At 51.1% G+C, this 18,630-nt stretch carries 13 protein-coding genes, 1 tRNA gene and 1 pseudogene; all 15 read left to right on the top strand.

All coding sequences use genetic code 11. From position 1 onward, the window contains the following. Positions 1 to 252, top strand: a pseudogene (gene tuf, locus Q1L85_RS15735) (elongation factor Tu); the annotation flags it as partial. 379 nt (positions 253 to 631) lie between these two features. After that, positions 632 to 707 (top strand) — tRNA-Trp (locus Q1L85_RS15740). Positions 708 to 757: 50 nt separating this feature from the next. After that, positions 758 to 1,126: a preprotein translocase subunit SecE gene (secE, locus tag Q1L85_RS15745; RefSeq protein WP_300433570.1), complete on the top strand. Its 369-nt coding sequence runs from the start codon at positions 758 to 760 to the stop codon at positions 1,124 to 1,126. Between the two features lie 10 nt (positions 1,127 to 1,136). Beyond that, complete coding sequence (gene nusG, locus Q1L85_RS15750; RefSeq protein ID WP_300433571.1) at positions 1,137 to 1,673, top strand: transcription termination/antitermination protein NusG; 537 nt, start codon at positions 1,137 to 1,139, stop codon at positions 1,671 to 1,673. A 70-nt stretch (positions 1,674 to 1,743) separates the two neighbouring features. Then, entirely contained in the window at positions 1,744 to 2,178 is a 435-nt protein-coding gene (gene rplK / locus Q1L85_RS15755) for a 50S ribosomal protein L11 (RefSeq protein ID WP_300433572.1), read from the top strand. Continuing rightward, entirely contained in the window at positions 2,178 to 2,873 is a 696-nt protein-coding gene (rplA, locus tag Q1L85_RS15760) for a 50S ribosomal protein L1 (protein ID WP_300433573.1), read from the top strand. Before rplK ends, rplA begins: the two co-directional genes overlap by 1 nt. 199 nt (positions 2,874 to 3,072) lie before the next feature. After that, on the top strand, positions 3,073 to 3,567 hold the full coding sequence (rplJ, locus tag Q1L85_RS15765; RefSeq protein WP_300433574.1) for a 50S ribosomal protein L10: 495 nt from the start codon (positions 3,073 to 3,075) through the stop codon (positions 3,565 to 3,567). A 69-nt stretch (positions 3,568 to 3,636) separates the two neighbouring features. Then, positions 3,637 to 4,011 carry a 50S ribosomal protein L7/L12 gene (rplL, locus tag Q1L85_RS15770; protein WP_300433575.1) on the top strand — a complete coding sequence of 125 codons (375 nt, stop codon included), beginning with the start codon at positions 3,637 to 3,639 and terminating at the stop codon, positions 4,009 to 4,011. Positions 4,012 to 4,208: 197 nt separating this feature from the next. Continuing rightward, complete coding sequence (gene rpoB / locus Q1L85_RS15775; RefSeq protein WP_300433576.1) at positions 4,209 to 8,282, top strand: DNA-directed RNA polymerase subunit beta; 4,074 nt, start codon at positions 4,209 to 4,211, stop codon at positions 8,280 to 8,282. Positions 8,283 to 8,303: 21 nt separating this feature from the next. Next, positions 8,304 to 12,527, top strand: coding sequence for a DNA-directed RNA polymerase subunit beta' (gene rpoC / locus Q1L85_RS15780; protein ID WP_300433577.1), 4,224 nt, complete (start codon positions 8,304 to 8,306; stop codon positions 12,525 to 12,527). Between the two features lie 93 nt (positions 12,528 to 12,620). Further along, positions 12,621 to 12,998, top strand: a complete 378-nt coding sequence (locus tag Q1L85_RS15785; RefSeq protein WP_300426189.1) for a hypothetical protein — start codon at positions 12,621 to 12,623, stop codon at positions 12,996 to 12,998. Positions 12,999 to 13,061: 63 nt separating this feature from the next. Beyond that, on the top strand, positions 13,062 to 13,556 hold the full coding sequence (locus tag Q1L85_RS15790; RefSeq protein WP_300426188.1) for a hypothetical protein: 495 nt from the start codon (positions 13,062 to 13,064) through the stop codon (positions 13,554 to 13,556). An 834-nt stretch (positions 13,557 to 14,390) separates the two neighbouring features. Beyond that, a complete protein-coding gene (locus tag Q1L85_RS15795; protein ID WP_300426187.1) occupies positions 14,391 to 15,293 on the top strand; it encodes a dienelactone hydrolase family protein in 903 nt (300 codons plus the stop codon). A gap of 378 nt (positions 15,294 to 15,671) precedes the next feature. Further along, positions 15,672 to 17,366 (top strand): molecular chaperone HscC, encoded by a 1,695-nt coding sequence (locus tag Q1L85_RS15800; protein WP_300426185.1) that lies wholly within the window; start codon positions 15,672 to 15,674, stop codon positions 17,364 to 17,366. Between the two features lie 83 nt (positions 17,367 to 17,449). Next, positions 17,450 to 18,562, top strand: a complete 1,113-nt coding sequence (locus tag Q1L85_RS15805; protein ID WP_300426184.1) for a DUF805 domain-containing protein — start codon at positions 17,450 to 17,452, stop codon at positions 18,560 to 18,562. Positions 18,563 to 18,630: the final 68 nt, after the last annotated feature.

Raw genomic sequence — 18,630 nt, forward strand, 5'->3', positions numbered from 1 at the left:
CTGGGTAAAGATGAAGGTGGTCGTCACACTCCATTCTTCAAAGGTTACCGTCCACAGTTCTACTTCCGTACTACTGATGTCACTGGTGCAGTTGAGCTGCCAGACGGCGTAGAAATGGTAATGCCAGGTGATAACGTAACTCTGACTGTAACTCTGATCGCTCCAATCGCGATGGACGAAGGTCTGCGTTTCGCTATCCGTGAAGGTGGCCGTACAGTAGGCGCCGGCGTTGTAGCTAAGATTGTTGAATAATCTGACTGGATCAGATTATGACAGCCGGAGGCTGGCCTCGGAGGGGTGAAGGGCAGGACGCCCGTAGCAATATTGAGCTACCTGCATCCCTTCTTCGGTAACGCTCAATCGCTTCCGAAAGAACAGATGCAGAACCTGAAAGAAGCCCGCTTTATGCGGGCTTTTTTGTGCCTGCAAGCTTCTTTGTTGCTGGTAGGTGCATGTTTTGTTTGAATTTTTCTCCGTACATGCTTATTCTTCCCGGCGTCTTGCAGGTGGGTGGGTGACACTTTGCAGTCCGCTGCCGTTCGGTAGCGGAAATTTCTGGTTAATCAATCTGATAGGGTTGATTAATTGGCAGGGTTGCTGTAACGTACGCCGCCCTGATTGAGTGAGTCTTAGGCCAGTAGTTCAATTGGTAGAGCACCGGTCTCCAAAACCGGGTGTTGGGGGTTCGAGTCCCTCCTGGCCTGCCAAAATTTTCAGATGGCAGCTTCGGCTGCCATTTTTGGCTTTAGGGAATGGTATGAGTACCGATAGCAAAGCAAGTGGCTCAGTGTTTGACATTGTGAAATGGATGCTGGCAATTGCCCTCCTTGGAGCGGCGATTTCCGGCAATTATGTGTTTCCGGAACTGGGTACTCTGTACCGGGTGCTGGCAGTTGTCGCTTTGATGCTGGCAGCCGTAGGTGTCGCCCTGACAACAACCAAAGGCCAGGCCTTTATGGTGTTGTTGAAGGAAGCAAATAAAGAGCGCCGTAAGGTGGTCTGGCCGACTCCGGTAGAAACACGTCAGACCACTATGATCGTAGTGGCAGTGGTAATTCTCGTGGGTCTCGGTCTGTGGGGTCTGGACAGTCTGCTCAGCTATCTGGTTGAGCTGGTCATAGGTTGAGGAAAGATTCATGGCTATGCGTTGGTATGTGGTTCACGCCTATTCCGGCTACGAAAAGCGCGTTCAGTCTGCGCTGAAAGAGCGTATTGAACTTCACGGTATGCAGGATGACTTTGGTGAAGTCCTGGTGCCAACCGAAGAGGTTGTCGAAGTTCGTGACGGCAAGAAGCGCAAGAGCGAGCGTAAGTTCTATCCAGGTTATGTGCTTGTGCAGATGGATATGAATGATGCGTCCTGGCATCTGGTGAATCAGACTCCGCGTGTTATGGGCTTTATTGGTGGTACAGCAGATAAGCCTGCACCGATCAGCCAGAAAGAAGCGGATGCCATTCTGCAACGTGTTCAGGATGGTGCTGATAAGCCTACTCATAAAACTATTTATGAGCCTGGCGAAGTCGTGCGCGTCACTGACGGTCCGTTTGCAGACTTTAACGGCGTGGTTGAATCCGTCGATTATGAGAAGTCACGTCTGCAGGTGGCTGTAACAATTTTTGGTCGTTCTACCCCTGTTGAACTTGAGTTTACTCAGGTCGAAAAGGCTGGTTGAGAACGAATTTGAATGGCTGCTCTGCAGTCGGGGAGCCTGAAAGGGCGATAACTACCCATTGGAGTAAATTATGGCTAAGAAAGTAGAAGGCTATATCAAGCTGCAGGTCGGCGCTGGTAAAGCTAACCCAAGTCCCCCAGTTGGTCCTGCGCTGGGTCAGAAGGGTCTGAACATCATGGAATTCTGTAAAGCGTTCAACGCACAGACTCAGCACCTGGAGCCAGGCGCTCCTGTGCCAGTTGTGATTACTGCTTACAGCGACCGTTCTTTCACCTTCGAAATGAAGACGCCACCTGCGTCTTTCCTGCTGAAGAAAGCAGCTGGTATCACCAGTGGTTCTCCACGCCCTAACACCCAGAAAGTGGGTACAGTTACCCGTGCACAGCTGGAAGAAATTGCCACTGCTAAAGCACCGGATCTGACTGCAGCCGATATGGATGCAGCTGTACGTACTATCGCTGGTTCTGCCCGCGCAATGGGTCTGAACGTGGAAGGAGTTGAGTAATGGCTAAGCTGACTAAGCGCCAGAAGCTGATCGCTGAAAAAGTAGAAGCGGGCAAAGTTTACTCTGTAGAAGAAGCAGTCGCAGTGCTGTCTTCTCTGCCGGTAGTTAAGTTTAAAGAGTCTGTTGATGTTGCCGTTAATCTCGGCATCGACGCTCGTAAATCTGACCAGAACGTACGTAGCTCTACTGTACTGCCAAACGGCACCGGTAAAACTATGCGCGTCGCTGTGTTCACTCAGGGTGCTAACGCTGACGCTGCAAAAGAAGCGGGCGCTGATGAAGTGGGTATGGAAGATCTGGCAGAAAAAATCAAAGGCGGCGACCTGAACTTCGACGTTGTTATTGCTTCTCCTGATGCAATGCGCGTTGTAGGTCAGCTGGGTCAGGTTCTGGGTCCACGTGGCCTGATGCCAAACCCTAAAGTGGGTACTGTGACTCCAGACGTTGCGACCGCTGTTAAGAATGCTAAAGGTGGCCAGGTTCGTTACCGTAACGACAAGAACGGTATCATCCACACCTCGATCGGTAAGATTGATTTCTCTGCTGACGCACTGAAAGAAAACCTCACCGCTCTGCTGGCTGACCTGAAAAAAGCCAAACCAAGCTCTGCTAAAGGCGTTTACATGAAGAAAGTAACGCTGAGCACCACTATGGGCCCTGGTCTGGTTGTTGATCACTCCGCTCTGGACGTCTGATCAACGCAACAATCTTTGGGGTTGTTGCTGTGATCCCCGGATCGCAGCAACAGCTGTCAAAGACCGCAGGAGTGGTGCTCTGTTTTCAGATCACCACTTAATTTTTCCTGCGTAGATAGTGTGTGGCCCCGTTCAGTATTCTGAATTGTCACACCGAGAATGGCTCTTACGAGCTCAACTCAACTTTTAGGAGTTAATCGTGGCCTTAGGACTCGAAGATAAAAAAGCGATTGTCGCTGAAGTCCAGGAAGCAGCTGAAGGTGCTCTGTCTGCAGTAATCGCGGATTCCCGCGGTGTAACTGTAGGCGCCATGACCGCTCTGCGCAAAGAGGCACGTGAAGCCGGTGTATGGATGAAAGTCGTCCGTAACACTCTGGCACGCCGTGCTGTAGAAGGTACCCCGTACGAGTGTCTGACCGACACTCTGGTAGGTCCGACTCTGATCGCATTCTCTAAAGAACATCCAGGTGCGGCTGCCCGTATCTTCAAGAAGTTCGCTAAAGAGAACGACAAGTTCGAACTGAAAGGCGGTGCTTTCGATGGCAACGTGGTTTCCGTTGATATGCTGGCAACACTGCCAACGTACGACGAAGCAATCGCGAAGCTGATGAGCGTCATGAAAGAGGCTTCTGCTGGCAAGCTGGTACGTACTATCGCTGCTATCAAAGCACAAAAAGAAGAGCAGGCTGCCTGATTATATTCAGGTGGTTTTCTAAACGGTTTAACGGGCTGTTGTGGCCCATGAAAATTCAGGAAATTTCTCATGTCACTGACTAAAGAAGATATCATCAACGCGATCGCTGAAATGTCTGTAATGGACGTTGTTGAGCTGGTTGAAGCGATGGAAGAAAAATTCGGCGTATCTGCAGCTGCAGCTGTAGTTGCTGGTCCAGCAGCTGGCGGCGACGCTGGCGGCGCAGAAGCTAAGACTGAATTCGACGTAATTCTGTCTGCAGCTGGCGACAAGAAAGTTAACGTAATCAAAGCAGTACGTGAACTGACTGGTCTGGGTCTGAAAGAAGCTAAAGGTCTGGTTGATGGCGCTCCATCTCCGATCAAAGAAGGCGTTTCTAAAGAAGACGCTGATGCTGCTAAAGAGACTCTGGAAGCCGCTGGCGCAGTTGTTGAAGTTAAGTAATCGCGACGCTTACGCAATGCGATTAGCATCATACGCTTAGCGGTATGATGAACGGCTGACGGGTTTATTCCCGTCAGCCTTTTTCACGTTATGGAATTCGTGAGCAAAACCGGCATTTCGCCGGGTCTATCAAGCAAGGCAACTCTTCGAGCCACGGGTACTTCTGCCCAATCGAGGAAACAGTCCGGGGATAACTGATGGCTTACTCATATACTGAGAAAAAACGTATCCGTAAGGATTTCGGTAAATTACCGAGCGTCATGGACGTGCCCTATCTGCTGGCAATCCAGATTGACTCTTATCGCAAGTTTCTGCAGGAAGGTCTGACCGCTGAGTCGCGTCACGACGTTGGCCTTCACGCTGCATTCAAATCTGTTTTCCCAATCGTTAGCTATTCAGGGAATGCAGCTCTGGAATACGTTAGCTACCGTCTGGGTACACCGACGTTCGATGAAAAAGAATGTATGCTCCGTGGTGTGACTTATGCTGCACCGCTGCGCGTTAAAGTACGTCTGATTATTTATGATAAAGAATCAGCGACTAAAGCCATTAAGGACATCAAAGAGCAGGAAGTCTACATGGGCGAAATGCCCCTGATGACCGACAACGGTACCTTTATTGTCAACGGTACCGAGCGTGTGATCGTGTCTCAGCTGCATCGCTCTCCTGGTGTGTTCTTCGATCATGACAAGGGTAAAACACACTCTTCCGGTAAGCTGCTGTATAACGCGCGCGTTATCCCTTACCGTGGTTCATGGCTGGACTTCGAATTCGACCCTAAAGATCTGGTCTTTGTACGTATCGACCGTCGTCGTAAGCTGCCTGCGTCTATCCTGCTGCGTGCACTGGGTTACAACACTGAAGAAATTCTGGCGACCTTCTTCGAGAATGACGAATACCGTCTGACCGATGATGGTGCGCTGCTGAAACTGATTCCATCCCGTCTGCGTGGTGAAACCGCTGCGTTCGACATCATGGATAACGATGGCAACGTGATCGTTGAAGCGACACGCCGTATTACTGCCCGTCATATCCGTCAGCTGGAGAAATCCGGTGTATCTGAGTTGACTGTTCCGAATGAATACCTCTTCGGTAAGTCTCTGGCGAAAGACATCGTTGATCCTAAGACTGGCGAAGTAATCGCGACTGCCAACGATGAAATCAGCGCAGAAATTCTGGCTAAAATGATCGCTGCAGATGTTGCCGAGTTCGAGACGATTTACACCAACGAACTCGACTGCGGTTCATTTATGTCTGACACCCTGCGTGCAGACCCTACCAGCAATCCTCTGGAAGCTCTGGTCGAAATCTACCGTATGATGCGCCCTGGCGAGCCGCCAACCAAAGAAAGTGCAGAAGCTCTGTTCGAGAATCTGTTCTTCACTGACGAGCGTTATGACCTGTCTGCTGTCGGTCGTATGAAGTTCAACCGTCGTATCGGTCGTGAAGAAATCACCGGCGCTGGCACTCTGGATAAAGAAGATATCATCGAGGTCATGAAGACCCTGATCAATATCCGTAACGGTCTGGGCGTTGTCGATGACATCGACCACCTGGGTAACCGTCGTATTCGTTCTGTGGGTGAAATGGCAGAAAACCAGTTCCGTGTCGGTCTCGTTCGTGTTGAGCGTGCCGTACGTGAGCGTCTGTCTATGGCTGAATCTGAAGGCCTGATGCCTCAGGATCTGATCAACGCTAAGCCAGTGGCTGCGGCAGTAAAAGAGTTCTTTGGCTCTTCTCAGCTGTCTCAGTTTATGGACCAGAACAACCCGCTGTCTGAAGTAACGCACAAGCGTCGTATCTCGGCTCTCGGCCCTGGCGGTCTGACCCGTGAACGTGCAGGCTTTGAAGTGCGTGACGTTCACGCAACTCACTATGGACGTGTATGTCCTATTGAGACGCCTGAAGGTCCAAACATTGGTCTGATTAACTCTCTGTCTACTTATGCGCGTACCAACGAGTACGGTTTCCTCGAAACCCCGTACCGCAAAGTAAACGACGGCGTTGTGACTGAAGAAATCATTTACGTATCTGCGATTGAAGAATCCGATTACGTTATTGCACAGGCATCTGTACCGACTGACGAAAGTGGTCGTCTGCAGGGTGACCTGATTTCTGTACGTCACAAAAACGAATTTACCGTGATGTCTCCTGACAACGTAACCCTGATGGACGTATCTCCTCAGCAGGTTGTGTCTATCGCAGCATCTCTGATCCCATTCCTCGAGCACGACGATGCTAACCGTGCATTGATGGGATCGAACATGCAGCGTCAGGCGGTTCCGACTCTGAAATCCGAGAAGCCTCTGGTAGGTACCGGTATGGAGCGTTCCGTTGCTGCTGACTCCGGTGTGTGTGTGGTAGCAAAACGCGGTGGTGTGATCGACTCCGTTGATGCGTCACGTATCGTTGTGAAGGTATACGACGAAGAAACTCAGGCGGGTGAAGCAGGTGTGGATATCTACAACCTGACTAAGTACACCCGTTCTAACCAGAACACCTGTATTAACCAGCGTCCACTGGTGAAAGCAGGCGATACGGTTACCCGCGGTGACGTGATGGCAGATGGTCCTTCTGTGGACCTGGGTGAGCTGGCTCTGGGTCAGAACTTCCGCCTCGCCTTCATGCCGTGGAATGGTTACAACTTCGAGGACTCCATCCTCCTGTCTGAGCGTGTTGCTCAGGAAGACCGCCTGACGACTATCCACATTCAGGAACTGACCTGTGTGGCGCGTGACACCAAACTGGGTGCTGAAGAAATCACTTCAGATATTCCAAACGTGGGTGAAGCCGCACTGGGTAAACTGGATGAATCCGGTATCGTCTTTATCGGTGCTGAAGTGAAGCCGGGCGACATTCTGGTTGGTAAGGTAACTCCGAAAGGCGAAACCCAGCTGACACCAGAAGAAAAACTGTTGCGTGCGATCTTCGGTGAGAAGGCGTCTGATGTTAAAGATACTTCGCTGCGCGTTAAGACGGGCACCACCGGTACCGTTATTGACGTTCAGGTCTTCACCCGTGACGGTGTTGAAAAAGACCAGCGTGCGAAAGACATCGAGAAAATGCAGCTCGATCAGGTACGTAAAGACCTGAACGAAGAAATGCGTATTGTAAAAGGTGCGACGTTCGAACGTCTGACCCGTGCTCTGGACGGTCAGAAAGTGAACGCGGCGCCTGGCCTGAAGAAGGGCGATACCCTGACTGCAGATCACATGGCCGGCCTGACTGAAGATCAGTGGTTCAAAATCCTGCCACAGGACGAAGAACTGGCTGAAACTCTGGAGAAGGCTGAGCAGTATCTGGCAGAGCGCGCTAAAGCTCTCGATGAGAAATTCGAAGACAAGAAACGTAAGCTCCAGACCGGCGACGATCTGGCTCCGGGCGTACTGAAGATTGTTAAGGTGTATCTGGCAATCAAACGTAAGATCCAGCCTGGTGACAAGATGGCAGGTCGTCACGGTAACAAAGGTGTTATCTCTGCGATCAAGCCTGTCGAAGATATGCCTTACGATGAAAACGGCACGCCGGTTGATATCGTACTTAACCCACTGGGTGTACCGTCACGTATGAACGTGGGTCAGATCATGGAAACTCACCTTGGCCTCGCGGCTAAAGGTCTGGGTGAAAAGATCGACCGCATGATCAAAGAACAGCAGGAAATCGCTAAGCTGCGTTCTCTGCTGGGTGAAATCTACAACGGTGGTGACGGTCGTATCGAAGACCTCGACAGCTTCTCTGATGCTGAGGTTCTCGAACTGGCGAACAACCTGCGTGGTGGTGTGCCAATGGCTACTCCTGCGTTCGACGGTGCGAAAGAGAGCGAAATCAAGCGCATGCTGCGCCTGGCAGACCTGCCTGACTCCGGTCAGATGACTCTGTTCGATGGCCGTACTGGTGATGCCTTCGATCGTCCTGTGACCGTAGGTTACATGTACATGCTGAAACTGAACCACCTGGTAGACGACAAGATGCACGCTCGTTCGACCGGTTCTTACAGCCTCGTTACTCAGCAGCCTCTGGGCGGTAAAGCTCAGTTCGGTGGTCAGCGCTTCGGTGAGATGGAAGTGTGGGCACTGGAAGCTTACGGTGCAGCATACACCCTGCAGGAAATGCTCACTGTTAAGTCGGATGACGTGGCGGGTCGTACCAAGATGTATAAAAACATCGTTGATGGTGACCACCGCATGGAAGCCGGTATGCCGGAATCCTTTAACGTACTCGTTAAAGAGATCCGCTCACTGGGTATCGACATCGAACTGGAAAACGAATAAGCGGAGCGGAGCTAGAGTACTATGAAAGACTTAGTCAATTTTCTGCGTAACCAGAACAACGCTGATGAGTTCGATGCTATCCGCATCGGCCTCGCCTCTCCAGCAATGATCCGTTCATGGTCTTTTGGTGAAGTTAAAAAGCCAGAGACCATCAACTACCGTACGTTCAAGCCTGAGCGTGACGGTCTGTTCTGTGCGCGCATCTTTGGTCCTATCAAGGACTACGAATGTCTGTGCGGTAAGTACAAGCGTCTCAAGCACCGTGGTGTGATCTGTGAGAAGTGTGGCGTAGAGGTGACTCAGGCTAAAGTTCGTCGTGAGCGTATGGGCCACATCGAACTGGCTTCTCCAGTGGCACATATCTGGTTCCTGAAATCACTGCCGTCCCGTATCGGTCTGATGCTGGATATGACGCTGCGTGATATCGAACGTATTCTGTACTACGAGTCCTTCGTAGTGACCGAACCTGGCATGACCACTCTGGAAGTGGGTCAGCTGCTGTCCGATGAACAGTACTACGAAGCGATTGAAGAATTCGGTGACGAGTTCGAAGCTAAGATGGGTGCTGAAGCCATTCAGGCTCTGCTCGGCCAGATTGAACTGGAAGAAGAAGTTAACCGTCTGCGCGAAGAAATTCCGGGCACCACTTCTGAAACCAAGATCAAGAAGCTGTCCAAGCGTCTGAAGATTCTTGAGGCCTTCCACAACTCAGGCAACGATCCTCAGTGGATGATCATGTCTGTGCTGCCAGTTCTGCCACCGGATCTTCGTCCGCTGGTACCACTGGACGGTGGCCGTTTCGCGACTTCCGATCTTAACGATCTGTACCGTCGTGTGATCAACCGTAACAACCGTCTGAAGCGCCTGCTTGAGCTGTCTGCACCAGACATCATCGTTCGCAACGAAAAGCGTATGCTGCAGGAAGCTGTGGATGCGCTGCTGGATAACGGTCGTCGTGGCCGTGCTATCACCGGCTCTAACAAACGTCCGCTGAAGTCTCTGGCTGACATGATCAAAGGTAAGCAGGGTCGTTTCCGTCAGAACCTGCTCGGTAAGCGTGTTGACTACTCTGGCCGTTCGGTAATTACCGTAGGCCCACAGCTGCGTCTGCACGAGTGTGGTCTGCCTAAGAAGATGGCTCTGGAGCTGTTCAAGCCGTTCATCTTCTCCAAGCTGGAACACCGCGGTCTGGCGACAACCATTAAAGCTGCGAAGAAAATGGTTGAGCGCGAAACCCCAGAAGTCTGGGACATCCTGGCTGAAGTGATTCGTGAACACCCAGTGATGCTGAACCGTGCACCAACCCTGCACCGTCTTGGTATTCAGGCGTTCGAACCACAGCTGATTGAAGGTAAAGCGATTCAACTGCACCCACTGGTGTGTGCGGCATACAACGCTGACTTCGACGGTGACCAGATGGCGGTACACGTACCGCTGACTCTGGAAGCTCAGCTGGAAGCTCGTGCGCTGATGATGGCGACCAACAACGTACTGTCTCCTGCGAACGGTGAGCCGATCATCGTTCCTTCTCAGGACGTGGTACTGGGTCTGTACTGGATGACCCGTGATCGTATCAACGCCAAAGGCGAAGGCATGTTCCTTGCTGACCTGGATGAAGTAAGCCGTGCTTACTACAGCGGTAACGCACACCTCCAGGCTCGCGTAAAAGTCCGTATCACAGAAACTGTGATCGACTCAGAAGGCAACAGCGAAACCAACACTAAGGTAGTGGACACCACTATCGGCCGTGCACTGCTGTTCCGCATCGTACCTGCGGGTCTGCCATTTGAGCTGGTCAACCAGCCAATGAAGAAGAAAGCGATCTCTAACCTGATCAACACTGCTTACCGCCGTGTGGGTCTGAAAGACACCGTAATCTTCGCTGACCAGGTGATGTACACCGGCTTCCAGTTTGCGACTCGTTCCGGTTCTTCCATCGGTGTTAACGACTTCGTTATCCCGGATGAGAAGGCAGCGATCATCGACAACGCGGATGCTGAAGTAAAAGAGATTGAAAGCCAGTTTGCGTCCGGTCTCGTGACGCACGGTGAAAAATACAACAAGGTTATCGACATCTGGTCGCGCGCTAACGAACTGGTAGCGAAAGCGATGATGGACAACCTGGGTAAAGAGAAAGTGATCGACCGCGACGGTAACGAAGTGGATCAGGAATCTTTCAACTCGGTTTACATGATGGCCGACTCCGGTGCTCGTGGTAGCCCGGCTCAGATCCGTCAGCTCGCTGGTATGCGTGGTCTGATGGCGAAGCCGGACGGCTCGATCATTGAGACGCCGATTGTGGCGAACTTCCGTGAAGGTCTGAACGTACTCCAGTACTTCACCTCGACCCACGGTGCTCGTAAAGGTCTGGCGGATACCGCACTGAAAACGGCTAACTCCGGTTACCTGACCCGTCGTCTGGTAGACGTAGCGCAGGATCTGGTGGTGACCGAGCAGGATTGTGGCACCGAAGAAGGTCTGGTGATGACACCTCTGATCGAAGGCGGTGACGTTGTTGTGGCACTGGGCGACCGTATCCTTGGTCGTGTGGTTGCAACCGATGTGTACAAGCCTGGTTCAGAAGGCGACGTGGTCGTTCCAGCCGGAACCCTGATCGACGAAGCCTGGGTTACTAAGATCGAAGCCGAAGGTATCGACGAAGTGATCGTACGCTCTGCGATCACCTGTGAGAGCCGCGTAGGTATCTGTTCAAGCTGTTATGGTCGTGACCTCGGTCGCGGTCACCAGGTGAACGTGGGTGAAGCAGTCGGTGTTATCGCTGCACAGTCCATCGGTGAGCCAGGTACACAGCTGACGATGCGTACGTTCCACATTGGTGGTGCGGCATCCCGTTCTTCTGCAGCCGACAGCGTTCAGGTTAAGAACGCCGGTAAAGTACGTCTGCATAACATGAAGACGGTTACCCGTGACAACGGCAACCTGGTTGCAGTGTCCCGTTCTGGTGCGATTGCCCTGGCTGACGAGCATGGTCGTGAGCGCGAGCTGTACAAGCTGCCTTACGGTGCGGTTATCAGCGTTAAGGATGGCGAACAGGTAGAAGCCGGTCAGAAGGTAGCTACATGGGATCCACACACGCACCCAATCGTGACGGAAGTGGCCGGTAAGATCGAATTCGTCGGTATGGAAGAAGGTATTACCATCAACCGTACGACTGACGAACTGACCGGTCTGTCCAGCATCGAAGTTATTGATCCTAAAGATCGTCCAGCCGCCGGTAAGGACATCCGTCCGATGGTGAAACTGGTTGATGCTAAGGGTAATGATGTACTGCTGCCGGGCACGAATGCACCAGCACAGTACCTGCTGCCTGCTAATGCTCTGGTCTCTCAGGAGAACGGTGCAGAAGTGACCATCGGTGACGTTATCGCACGTATTCCGCAGGAAACTTCAGGTAACAAGGACATTACCGGTGGTCTGCCACGGGTTGCTGACCTGTTCGAAGCGCGTAAGCCGAAAGAGCCTGCAATTCTTGCAGAAATCTCCGGTACCGTGAGCTTCGGTAAAGAGACCAAAGGTAAGAAGCGTCTGGTGATTACGCCGAACGACGGTTCTGATGCATACGAAGAGCTGATTCCTAAGTGGCGTCACCTCAACGTGTTCGAAGGTGAAAACGTTGAACGTGGTGAGGTAATCTCGGATGGTCCTCTGAACCCACACGATATCCTGCGTCTGCAGGGTGTTGGCCAGCTGGCGATGTACATCACCAACGAGGTTCAGGAAGTTTACCGTCTGCAGGGTGTAGGCATCGATGATAAGCACATCGAAGTTATCGTACGTCAGATGCTGCGTAAGGTACTGATCACCGAAAACGGCGACAGTAACTTCATCCCAGGTGATCAGGTTGAGTACACCTCATTCCTGACAGAGAACGAAAAACTCGACGCTGGCAGCAAAGTTGTCGCGAAGGGCGAACGTGTTCTGCTGGGTATTACCAAAGCTTCTCTGGCAACAGAGTCGTTCATCTCTGCGGCATCGTTCCAGGAGACCACCCGTGTACTCACCGAAGGTGCGGTTACCGGTAAAGTGGATACCCTGCGCGGCCTGAAAGAGAACGTGGTTGTGGGTCGACTGATTCCTGCGGGTACCGGTCTGGCTTACCACGCTGAGCGTAAGCGTAAGCGTCAGAACCGCGAGAACGAACGTATGAAAGCCATGCCAGAAACGCTGTCTGTATCTGCTGAAGATATGGAAGCGAAACTGAGCGAAGCGTTCAGCGATAAGTGATGCGTTAGTATCATCCCCGCGAAAGCGGGGAGCCATAAAAAACGGGAGCTTCGGCTCCCGTTTTTTTTGAAAGCATGATCGGGGAGTAGTTAGATGGATGTTGTGAAAAAAATCGGAATTGGAATTGGCTCATTCCTCTTCTATGCCTTTTACGTCGTGGTGTTTATGACGACATTTGTATGGCAGGACGATCGTGTAGATGTGACTCATTTCGATTATGTCTATCTGCTTGTCGGGGGCTGTCTCTTCGTACTTATCGCTATGATTCAGTTGGGAAAGTATAACGGTACTCAGCAACTAAACCGGTTATTACTAGTTTTTGCATGCCTGTACGCGATGATTTGCTTTCTCATATCCATTGGTTACATTGGATTTATAGAGTTTTTCCTTGCTATGGTTTTTCAGGCATTTATCCCTTTGTACTATGCAGTGATCTTGACTAGAGAAGCGCTGTCACAAAAAAATATTTAGGGAATGACTATCCTGAAAGAGAATGGTCAATTGCATTTTTAGTTCCAAACTTTTGGATTGCTAATGAAGAACCAGCTGGGTTGTTTTAACCTTCCGCCTTGGATCGTTTATCCGAGGCTTGTATTTTTGTCTGGAGGTTGGCGTTATCGGCCGTATAGTGACTATTTGAGTGGGTTTAAAGCTTATTTTGAATCGTTATCGAAAGAGCAACGCGCAGTATATAAGTTAAGGTATGTGGAACCTTCATTCTGGTTTGGTTTTTATGATCTATATTTATTGGATGATGAGTTTGATCTGTGCTTGATTAAACGAAGTTTAAGGCATGCGGCAGAATCTACTTTTGGAAGTGCAGTGAACGCATTCTTTTATGGTGATGTGATCAAGTTTAATAGTTTAATTTTTGAGTTGTATGTTTATCATCCAATGAGGCCCAAGTACTGGGAGGATTTCTGGTCGAATAATGTTTGTGCTTTGGAACATGTTAGAAATATGCTAAAGGAAGAATCAAAAAAGAGAATTGCTGAAATTAAGGCTATGAGTTCTGAGGAAAATATTTGAACGGAAATTGCATGGGCTGAGGCTTACGTGGACGGTCATGGAAGGCTTCTGTTCTAGTCGGTACAGGATATCCTCTTGTTACGGGTGGATATGGAACCTCAAGGCTCGGAGCATCCATAGGCTTGGGGTATACGTGGAAACTTAGTAGGTAATAGATGTTATGTTGATGTTTCTAGGTCTTTTACTTTTATGCTCGGTAGTCCTCTTAGCTTTATATTTTTTTTCAGTTAAAGAAGAGGCAAAATCCGATTTTTGGCTTGGGCTATTAGATTCTGAATACAGATGTCGGTGGGGGTTGCCAAAGGTAGCTTACGTTGAACTTCCCGGTGTTAGAGGAGCTTGCGTTCATAGGGGAGACCGAAGCGGCTGGTATTTGATGAACTATTGCAGTGTACTTCTCTCTTCAAAAACGGTGGTGATACGTCCGCATCACCTTTATTCTGGCTTGGGTACTTACGTAATTCCGTTGAATGACCTCCAGGTTAATTCAGGAGGCATATCCATGCTCGGCTCAACATATGTTCTCTCATTAAAAGATGGCAAAGATCCACGAATTATTTTTAGGATCAATAAATCTGCATATGATAAAGCGACCAAAATGCTAGGAGCCTGATACCAAGTACAGATTCCCTATGGATCAAGGCAAGGGTCACCCGACCACGAAGATATTGCACACGCCAGGCTCTGTGAGCTTCGGCTCCCGTTTTTTCGTAAATATATAAATCCGATCCGTGTGTCGCCTGCATTAATTGTCCGTAATTGACGGTCCCTCCTGCCTGCTAAAGGTTAGGATTTTTTGGAAAGTCGACAAAAATTACAACAAATGGTGGCGTTATGACTCACAGACTTCTCCCTCTGGTTCCGGCGATACTTTCCATTGGACTGACCGCGTGTTTTGGCGGCGGGGGCGATGAGCCGCCCGTCACAGCTCCGGCAGCCCCCCAGGTGGGGCAGGACTGCACCACACTTCCCCCAGTTGATGATTACAATCAGATGGGCCCTTTCAGTGATGTGATTCGCGTGAATAAACAAGGCCCGGATCAGAACTATACGGTTTTTCGTCCGGGTGATTCATTAGGCACTAATGGATTTAAACACCCGATTGCAGTCTGGGGTAACGGCATCAGCACCACACCTGGGTGGTATGAAAATCTTCTTACTATGGTGGCGTCCCATGGTTTTGTTGTCGTTGCGTGTAACGATATTAAAGCCGAGCGCCCATGCCTGAATGACGGCCTGGACTGGATAGAATCTGAGAACGGCGTTGGAGGCGCTTTCCAGGGTATGCTGGATACTGAGCGCGAGTTTACTATTGGCTACTCCTGGGGTGGTGGTGCCGCGATTGATACCGCAAACCGCCCGGATGTGAAGGCAACGGTCTCACTTCACGGCATGCCTCCACGGGGCGAGACTGCATTTACCGATATGCACGCACCATTGTTGCTGTTTACATCGACCGGTGATGGCTTTGTTAATGCCGAAGAATATGTCACTCCCAACTATGAAGCATCACAGGTCCAGACCTTCTATGCGACCCTGAATGATGATGAGGCAGACCATCTGTATCCTATCGATGGTAGCGGTTCAGCCTACGAAGAGCGCGGCCCGATGATCGCCTGGATGCGTTACTGGGGTTGCGGAGATCAGGGTGCCAAGCCATTGTTCTTTGGGGAAGACTGCGAGCTTTGTGCTACAGAACCCTGGGCTCAGGAGCAGCGGAAATTCTGGACTGAATAACCAATAATGTTTTGGGACGAGGGTATGTCTCTGACGCCCGAGAATGGTGTTGAAATAATGGGTGAGTTGATCAGGGCGCCTTTCCAGCATGAGCGCTTGGTGAGCTGGAATCAGGGACGATATTGCCGTGGTGGAGACATCTGTTTTTTGCACTGGCGTATGAACGTTTTGCAGATGAGCCCCGTCGGGTATTCCAATTTCAGGCAGTGCCGTATCAAGAGAGTGATCTGACGGTTTGATAGCGTCTTTTTCTCGGACTTATATATTGGTAATTTCAACACCCTGGCTTCGCCGGGGTGTTTTGTATCAGGTGTATCGTCGATTCAGGCTGTTTATACTGGTGCTCATAATCAATGCTTAGGATGATCAGGGAAGAATATGGCGTTTATCGGGATAGATCTTGGAACAACCAACAGCCTGGCTGCGGTATGGCACGGTGACGATGTCAGTCTGATACCTAATGGATTAGGAGAGTTTCTCACGCCGTCGGTTGTCAGTGTGACCAATGATCAGACGGTATTGGTTGGGCGTACAGCAAAGGAACGACTTGTCAGTCATCCATCAGCGACAACGGCTCGCTTTAAACGCTTAATGGGTACCTCTTCGACCGTCACTCTTAATGGAAAAGAATTCACCCCTGAAGAGCTCTCTGCTCTGGTGTTAAGGCAACTGAAAGCTGATGCCGAGCGTTTTCTCGGAGAACCCGTCACCGAGGCGATCATCTCTGTTCCTGCGTATTTCAATGACAACCAGCGTAATGCCACCCGGGTGGCAGCAAAGCTTGCCGGCCTTAAAGTTGAACGTCTGATTAACGAGCCGACCGCTGCGGCCATTGCCTATGGTGTGCGGGAAGAAAGCGATGAGATGAACTTTATTGTTGTCGATCTTGGTGGCGGCACGTTCGATGTCTCCGTTATGGAGAAATTCGACGACCTGCTTGAGGTGCAGGCGAGTGCTGGCGACAGCGAGCTGGGGGGTGAAGATTTTACTCAGGCGCTGGTTGAACACATCCTGCAGCAGAATGCCCTCTCCTGGCAGGTACTTTCGCTACAGGAACGTGGGCGAATGTATCGTCAGGTTGACGGGGTGAAAGCCGTGCTGTCCGAGAAGGAATCTGCAGAGTTTGTTTTCACTGTGAATGAGCGGGAATACACGGGACAGGTGACTCAGGCTGAGTTGGCCAGCGTATGGGGAAGTCTTCTCAAGCGTCTGACGCTACCCGTTGAACGTGCCTTACGGGACGCCAGCCTCACGCACTCGGATATCAGCCATGTGTTCATGGTGGGCGGTGCGACGCGTATGCCCCAGGTGCAGCAGTTAATGACCCGCATTCTGCGTCGCTTTCCGGCGTGCCATATTAACCCTGACCATGTGGTTGCCATGGGTGCAGCGATTCAGGCAGCACTGAAACAAAAGAACAAGGCGCTCGGTGATGTCGTTCTGACGGATGTGATGCCATTTTCGCTTGGAGTCGGCTGCTCAAATGAGGACGGGCAGGGCGGTTACCTTGATGATGTTCACAGCATTATCATTCAGCGTAATACCACGATCCCCGTCAGCAGAGCGTCACATTATGTCACCCTGCGCGATTACCAGGACACGATTCACTTTACTGTGTATCAGGGTGAACACCGACTGGCGCAACAGAACATAAAGCTCGGTGAATTGTCAGTGTCGGTACCCAAAGCTCGTGCAGGGGAGGAACAGGTTGAAGTCCGTTTTACCTACGATATTAACGGGCTGCTCGAGGTCAACGCGAAGGTACTATCCACCGGCGTTACTGAAACGGTCGTCATTCAGAACTCTGAGAATCGCCTGAATGAAGACCAGATTATCGAGGCATTAGCGCGGCTGAGTGAGTTAAAGATTCCTCCGGCTGAACAGGCCGCTAATAAGGCATTGATGGCCCGGGGAGAGCGTTTGTTTATCGAACACCTGGGGCAGGTCAGAAAGACGATTGGTGATGAGATTCAGTTGTTCGAGCAGGCGCTTGCAACTCAGGATGCCCGTGTCGCCGAAAAAGCTGCTCGTGAGTTCGACGCATTTCTCAATAAGTTTGAGACCGTCCTGTGAATGGCCCCGTGAGCTGTTGGCAACTCCTTGGTATAGAGCCAACCGGTGATCAGCGAGCTATCAAAAAGGCGTACAGAGGACTTTTGAAAGAGCATGGCCCGGAAGACGACCCGGATATGTTTATGCGTATCCGGGAGGCGTATGAGCAGGCCTGCGAACTGGCCCGGGATTTTCAGCCTTCGAAAGCTCCTTTCAAAATGCCTCCCAACGAGCATATTGAAGAGTCAGGTGTAGAAAGTACCCCAGCCTCAACGGGCCTTCCACCGCATACTACTATCGTCACTCCTGTGCACGAGCCACTGAATCAACAGCAGGCTGAGCACACGGAAGAACCGATCGTCCCTCACTCAGAAGCACAAGAGCCCCCAGAACCTCAGATATTGCAGGGAGAGGGGGAAATCCCCGAGGCAGAAAAGGACTGGAACGCCGCCCCCTTTATTGATCGCATGCAGGCATTATTCGCAAGCAAAGGCTGGCGTTCAGATGTCGCTGCATGGCAAAGGCTGTTCAGTGATGCAGAATCGCTGTCACTGGCAGCACGAATTGAGTTCAGGGCGGCACTGAACCACAGCTATCTGCAAGCGCTCAATGCCATAATTCTGGGCCGCTATCCGGAACCTGACGTCGTGCGCTTAATCTGCGCAGAACTTAAGCAGGATCTGGAAATAACTTCATTACAGGATATCAGTACATCTTCCCGAGAATTACTGATGCAGACTGAAGAGCTGCTTGCGTCCTACGACAGGGATGCCGTCAGACGAAGCCGGCGTTGGTCTCTGGCATCAGTGGCTGTTTTCCGGCATTTCTGCAGCCCGCTGGGGCGCACAACGGCGGGTAATTACTTTCTGACGCTGGTGGTTGTCTATCCGGCGCTTCTGTATGCGATGACATTATTCCAAAACACAGCATGGGCTAATACTGCCTTCCTGAGCATTGCCATTGTGATCCTCGCGAGCTTTGTATTCCTGAGTATCAAGCGCTGGCGGGATACAGGTCGGAATCCTTTCCTGCTCGGACTCGCGATCATCCCTGTGCTGACTGTGCCTATCCTGACCATGTTGTTGATACTCGACTCGGCGCCTTTAAAAGAAGGTGAAGGAAGTGAGCCGAGGTGGTTTCTGTTCCGCAGTCGCCAACAGTTCTCTGGGCGTTTAAAGCAGGCGTTGCGGAACGCTGTCAAAGAAATTGCTGGCTGACCTGAATTTGAGAGGGTCTCTATATTGACCTGTGGGGCTGGTGGGAGTATCCTTCCGGCCCCTTTTAT

Origin of the sequence: uncultured Thalassolituus sp., from assembly GCF_950066645.1 — a bacterium.
In the GTDB taxonomy this organism is placed as follows: domain Bacteria; phylum Pseudomonadota; class Gammaproteobacteria; order Pseudomonadales; family Oceanobacteraceae; genus Thalassolituus.

Coding starts and splice junctions, on each gene's coding strand:
- Q1L85_RS15790 (WP_300426188.1), top strand. CDS start 13,062: ATGAAGAACCAGCTGGGTTGTTTTAACCTTCCGCCTTGGATCGTTTAT.
- rpoB (WP_300433576.1), top strand. CDS start 4,209: ATGGCTTACTCATATACTGAGAAAAAACGTATCCGTAAGGATTTCGGT.
- Q1L85_RS15795 (WP_300426187.1), top strand. CDS start 14,391: ATGACTCACAGACTTCTCCCTCTGGTTCCGGCGATACTTTCCATTGGA.
- rplL (WP_300433575.1), top strand. CDS start 3,637: ATGTCACTGACTAAAGAAGATATCATCAACGCGATCGCTGAAATGTCT.
- secE (WP_300433570.1), top strand. CDS start 758: ATGAGTACCGATAGCAAAGCAAGTGGCTCAGTGTTTGACATTGTGAAA.
- rpoC (WP_300433577.1), top strand. CDS start 8,304: ATGAAAGACTTAGTCAATTTTCTGCGTAACCAGAACAACGCTGATGAG.
- nusG (WP_300433571.1), top strand. CDS start 1,137: ATGGCTATGCGTTGGTATGTGGTTCACGCCTATTCCGGCTACGAAAAG.
- rplA (WP_300433573.1), top strand. CDS start 2,178: ATGGCTAAGCTGACTAAGCGCCAGAAGCTGATCGCTGAAAAAGTAGAA.
- rplK (WP_300433572.1), top strand. CDS start 1,744: ATGGCTAAGAAAGTAGAAGGCTATATCAAGCTGCAGGTCGGCGCTGGT.
- Q1L85_RS15800 (WP_300426185.1), top strand. CDS start 15,672: ATGGCGTTTATCGGGATAGATCTTGGAACAACCAACAGCCTGGCTGCG.
- Q1L85_RS15785 (WP_300426189.1), top strand. CDS start 12,621: ATGGATGTTGTGAAAAAAATCGGAATTGGAATTGGCTCATTCCTCTTC.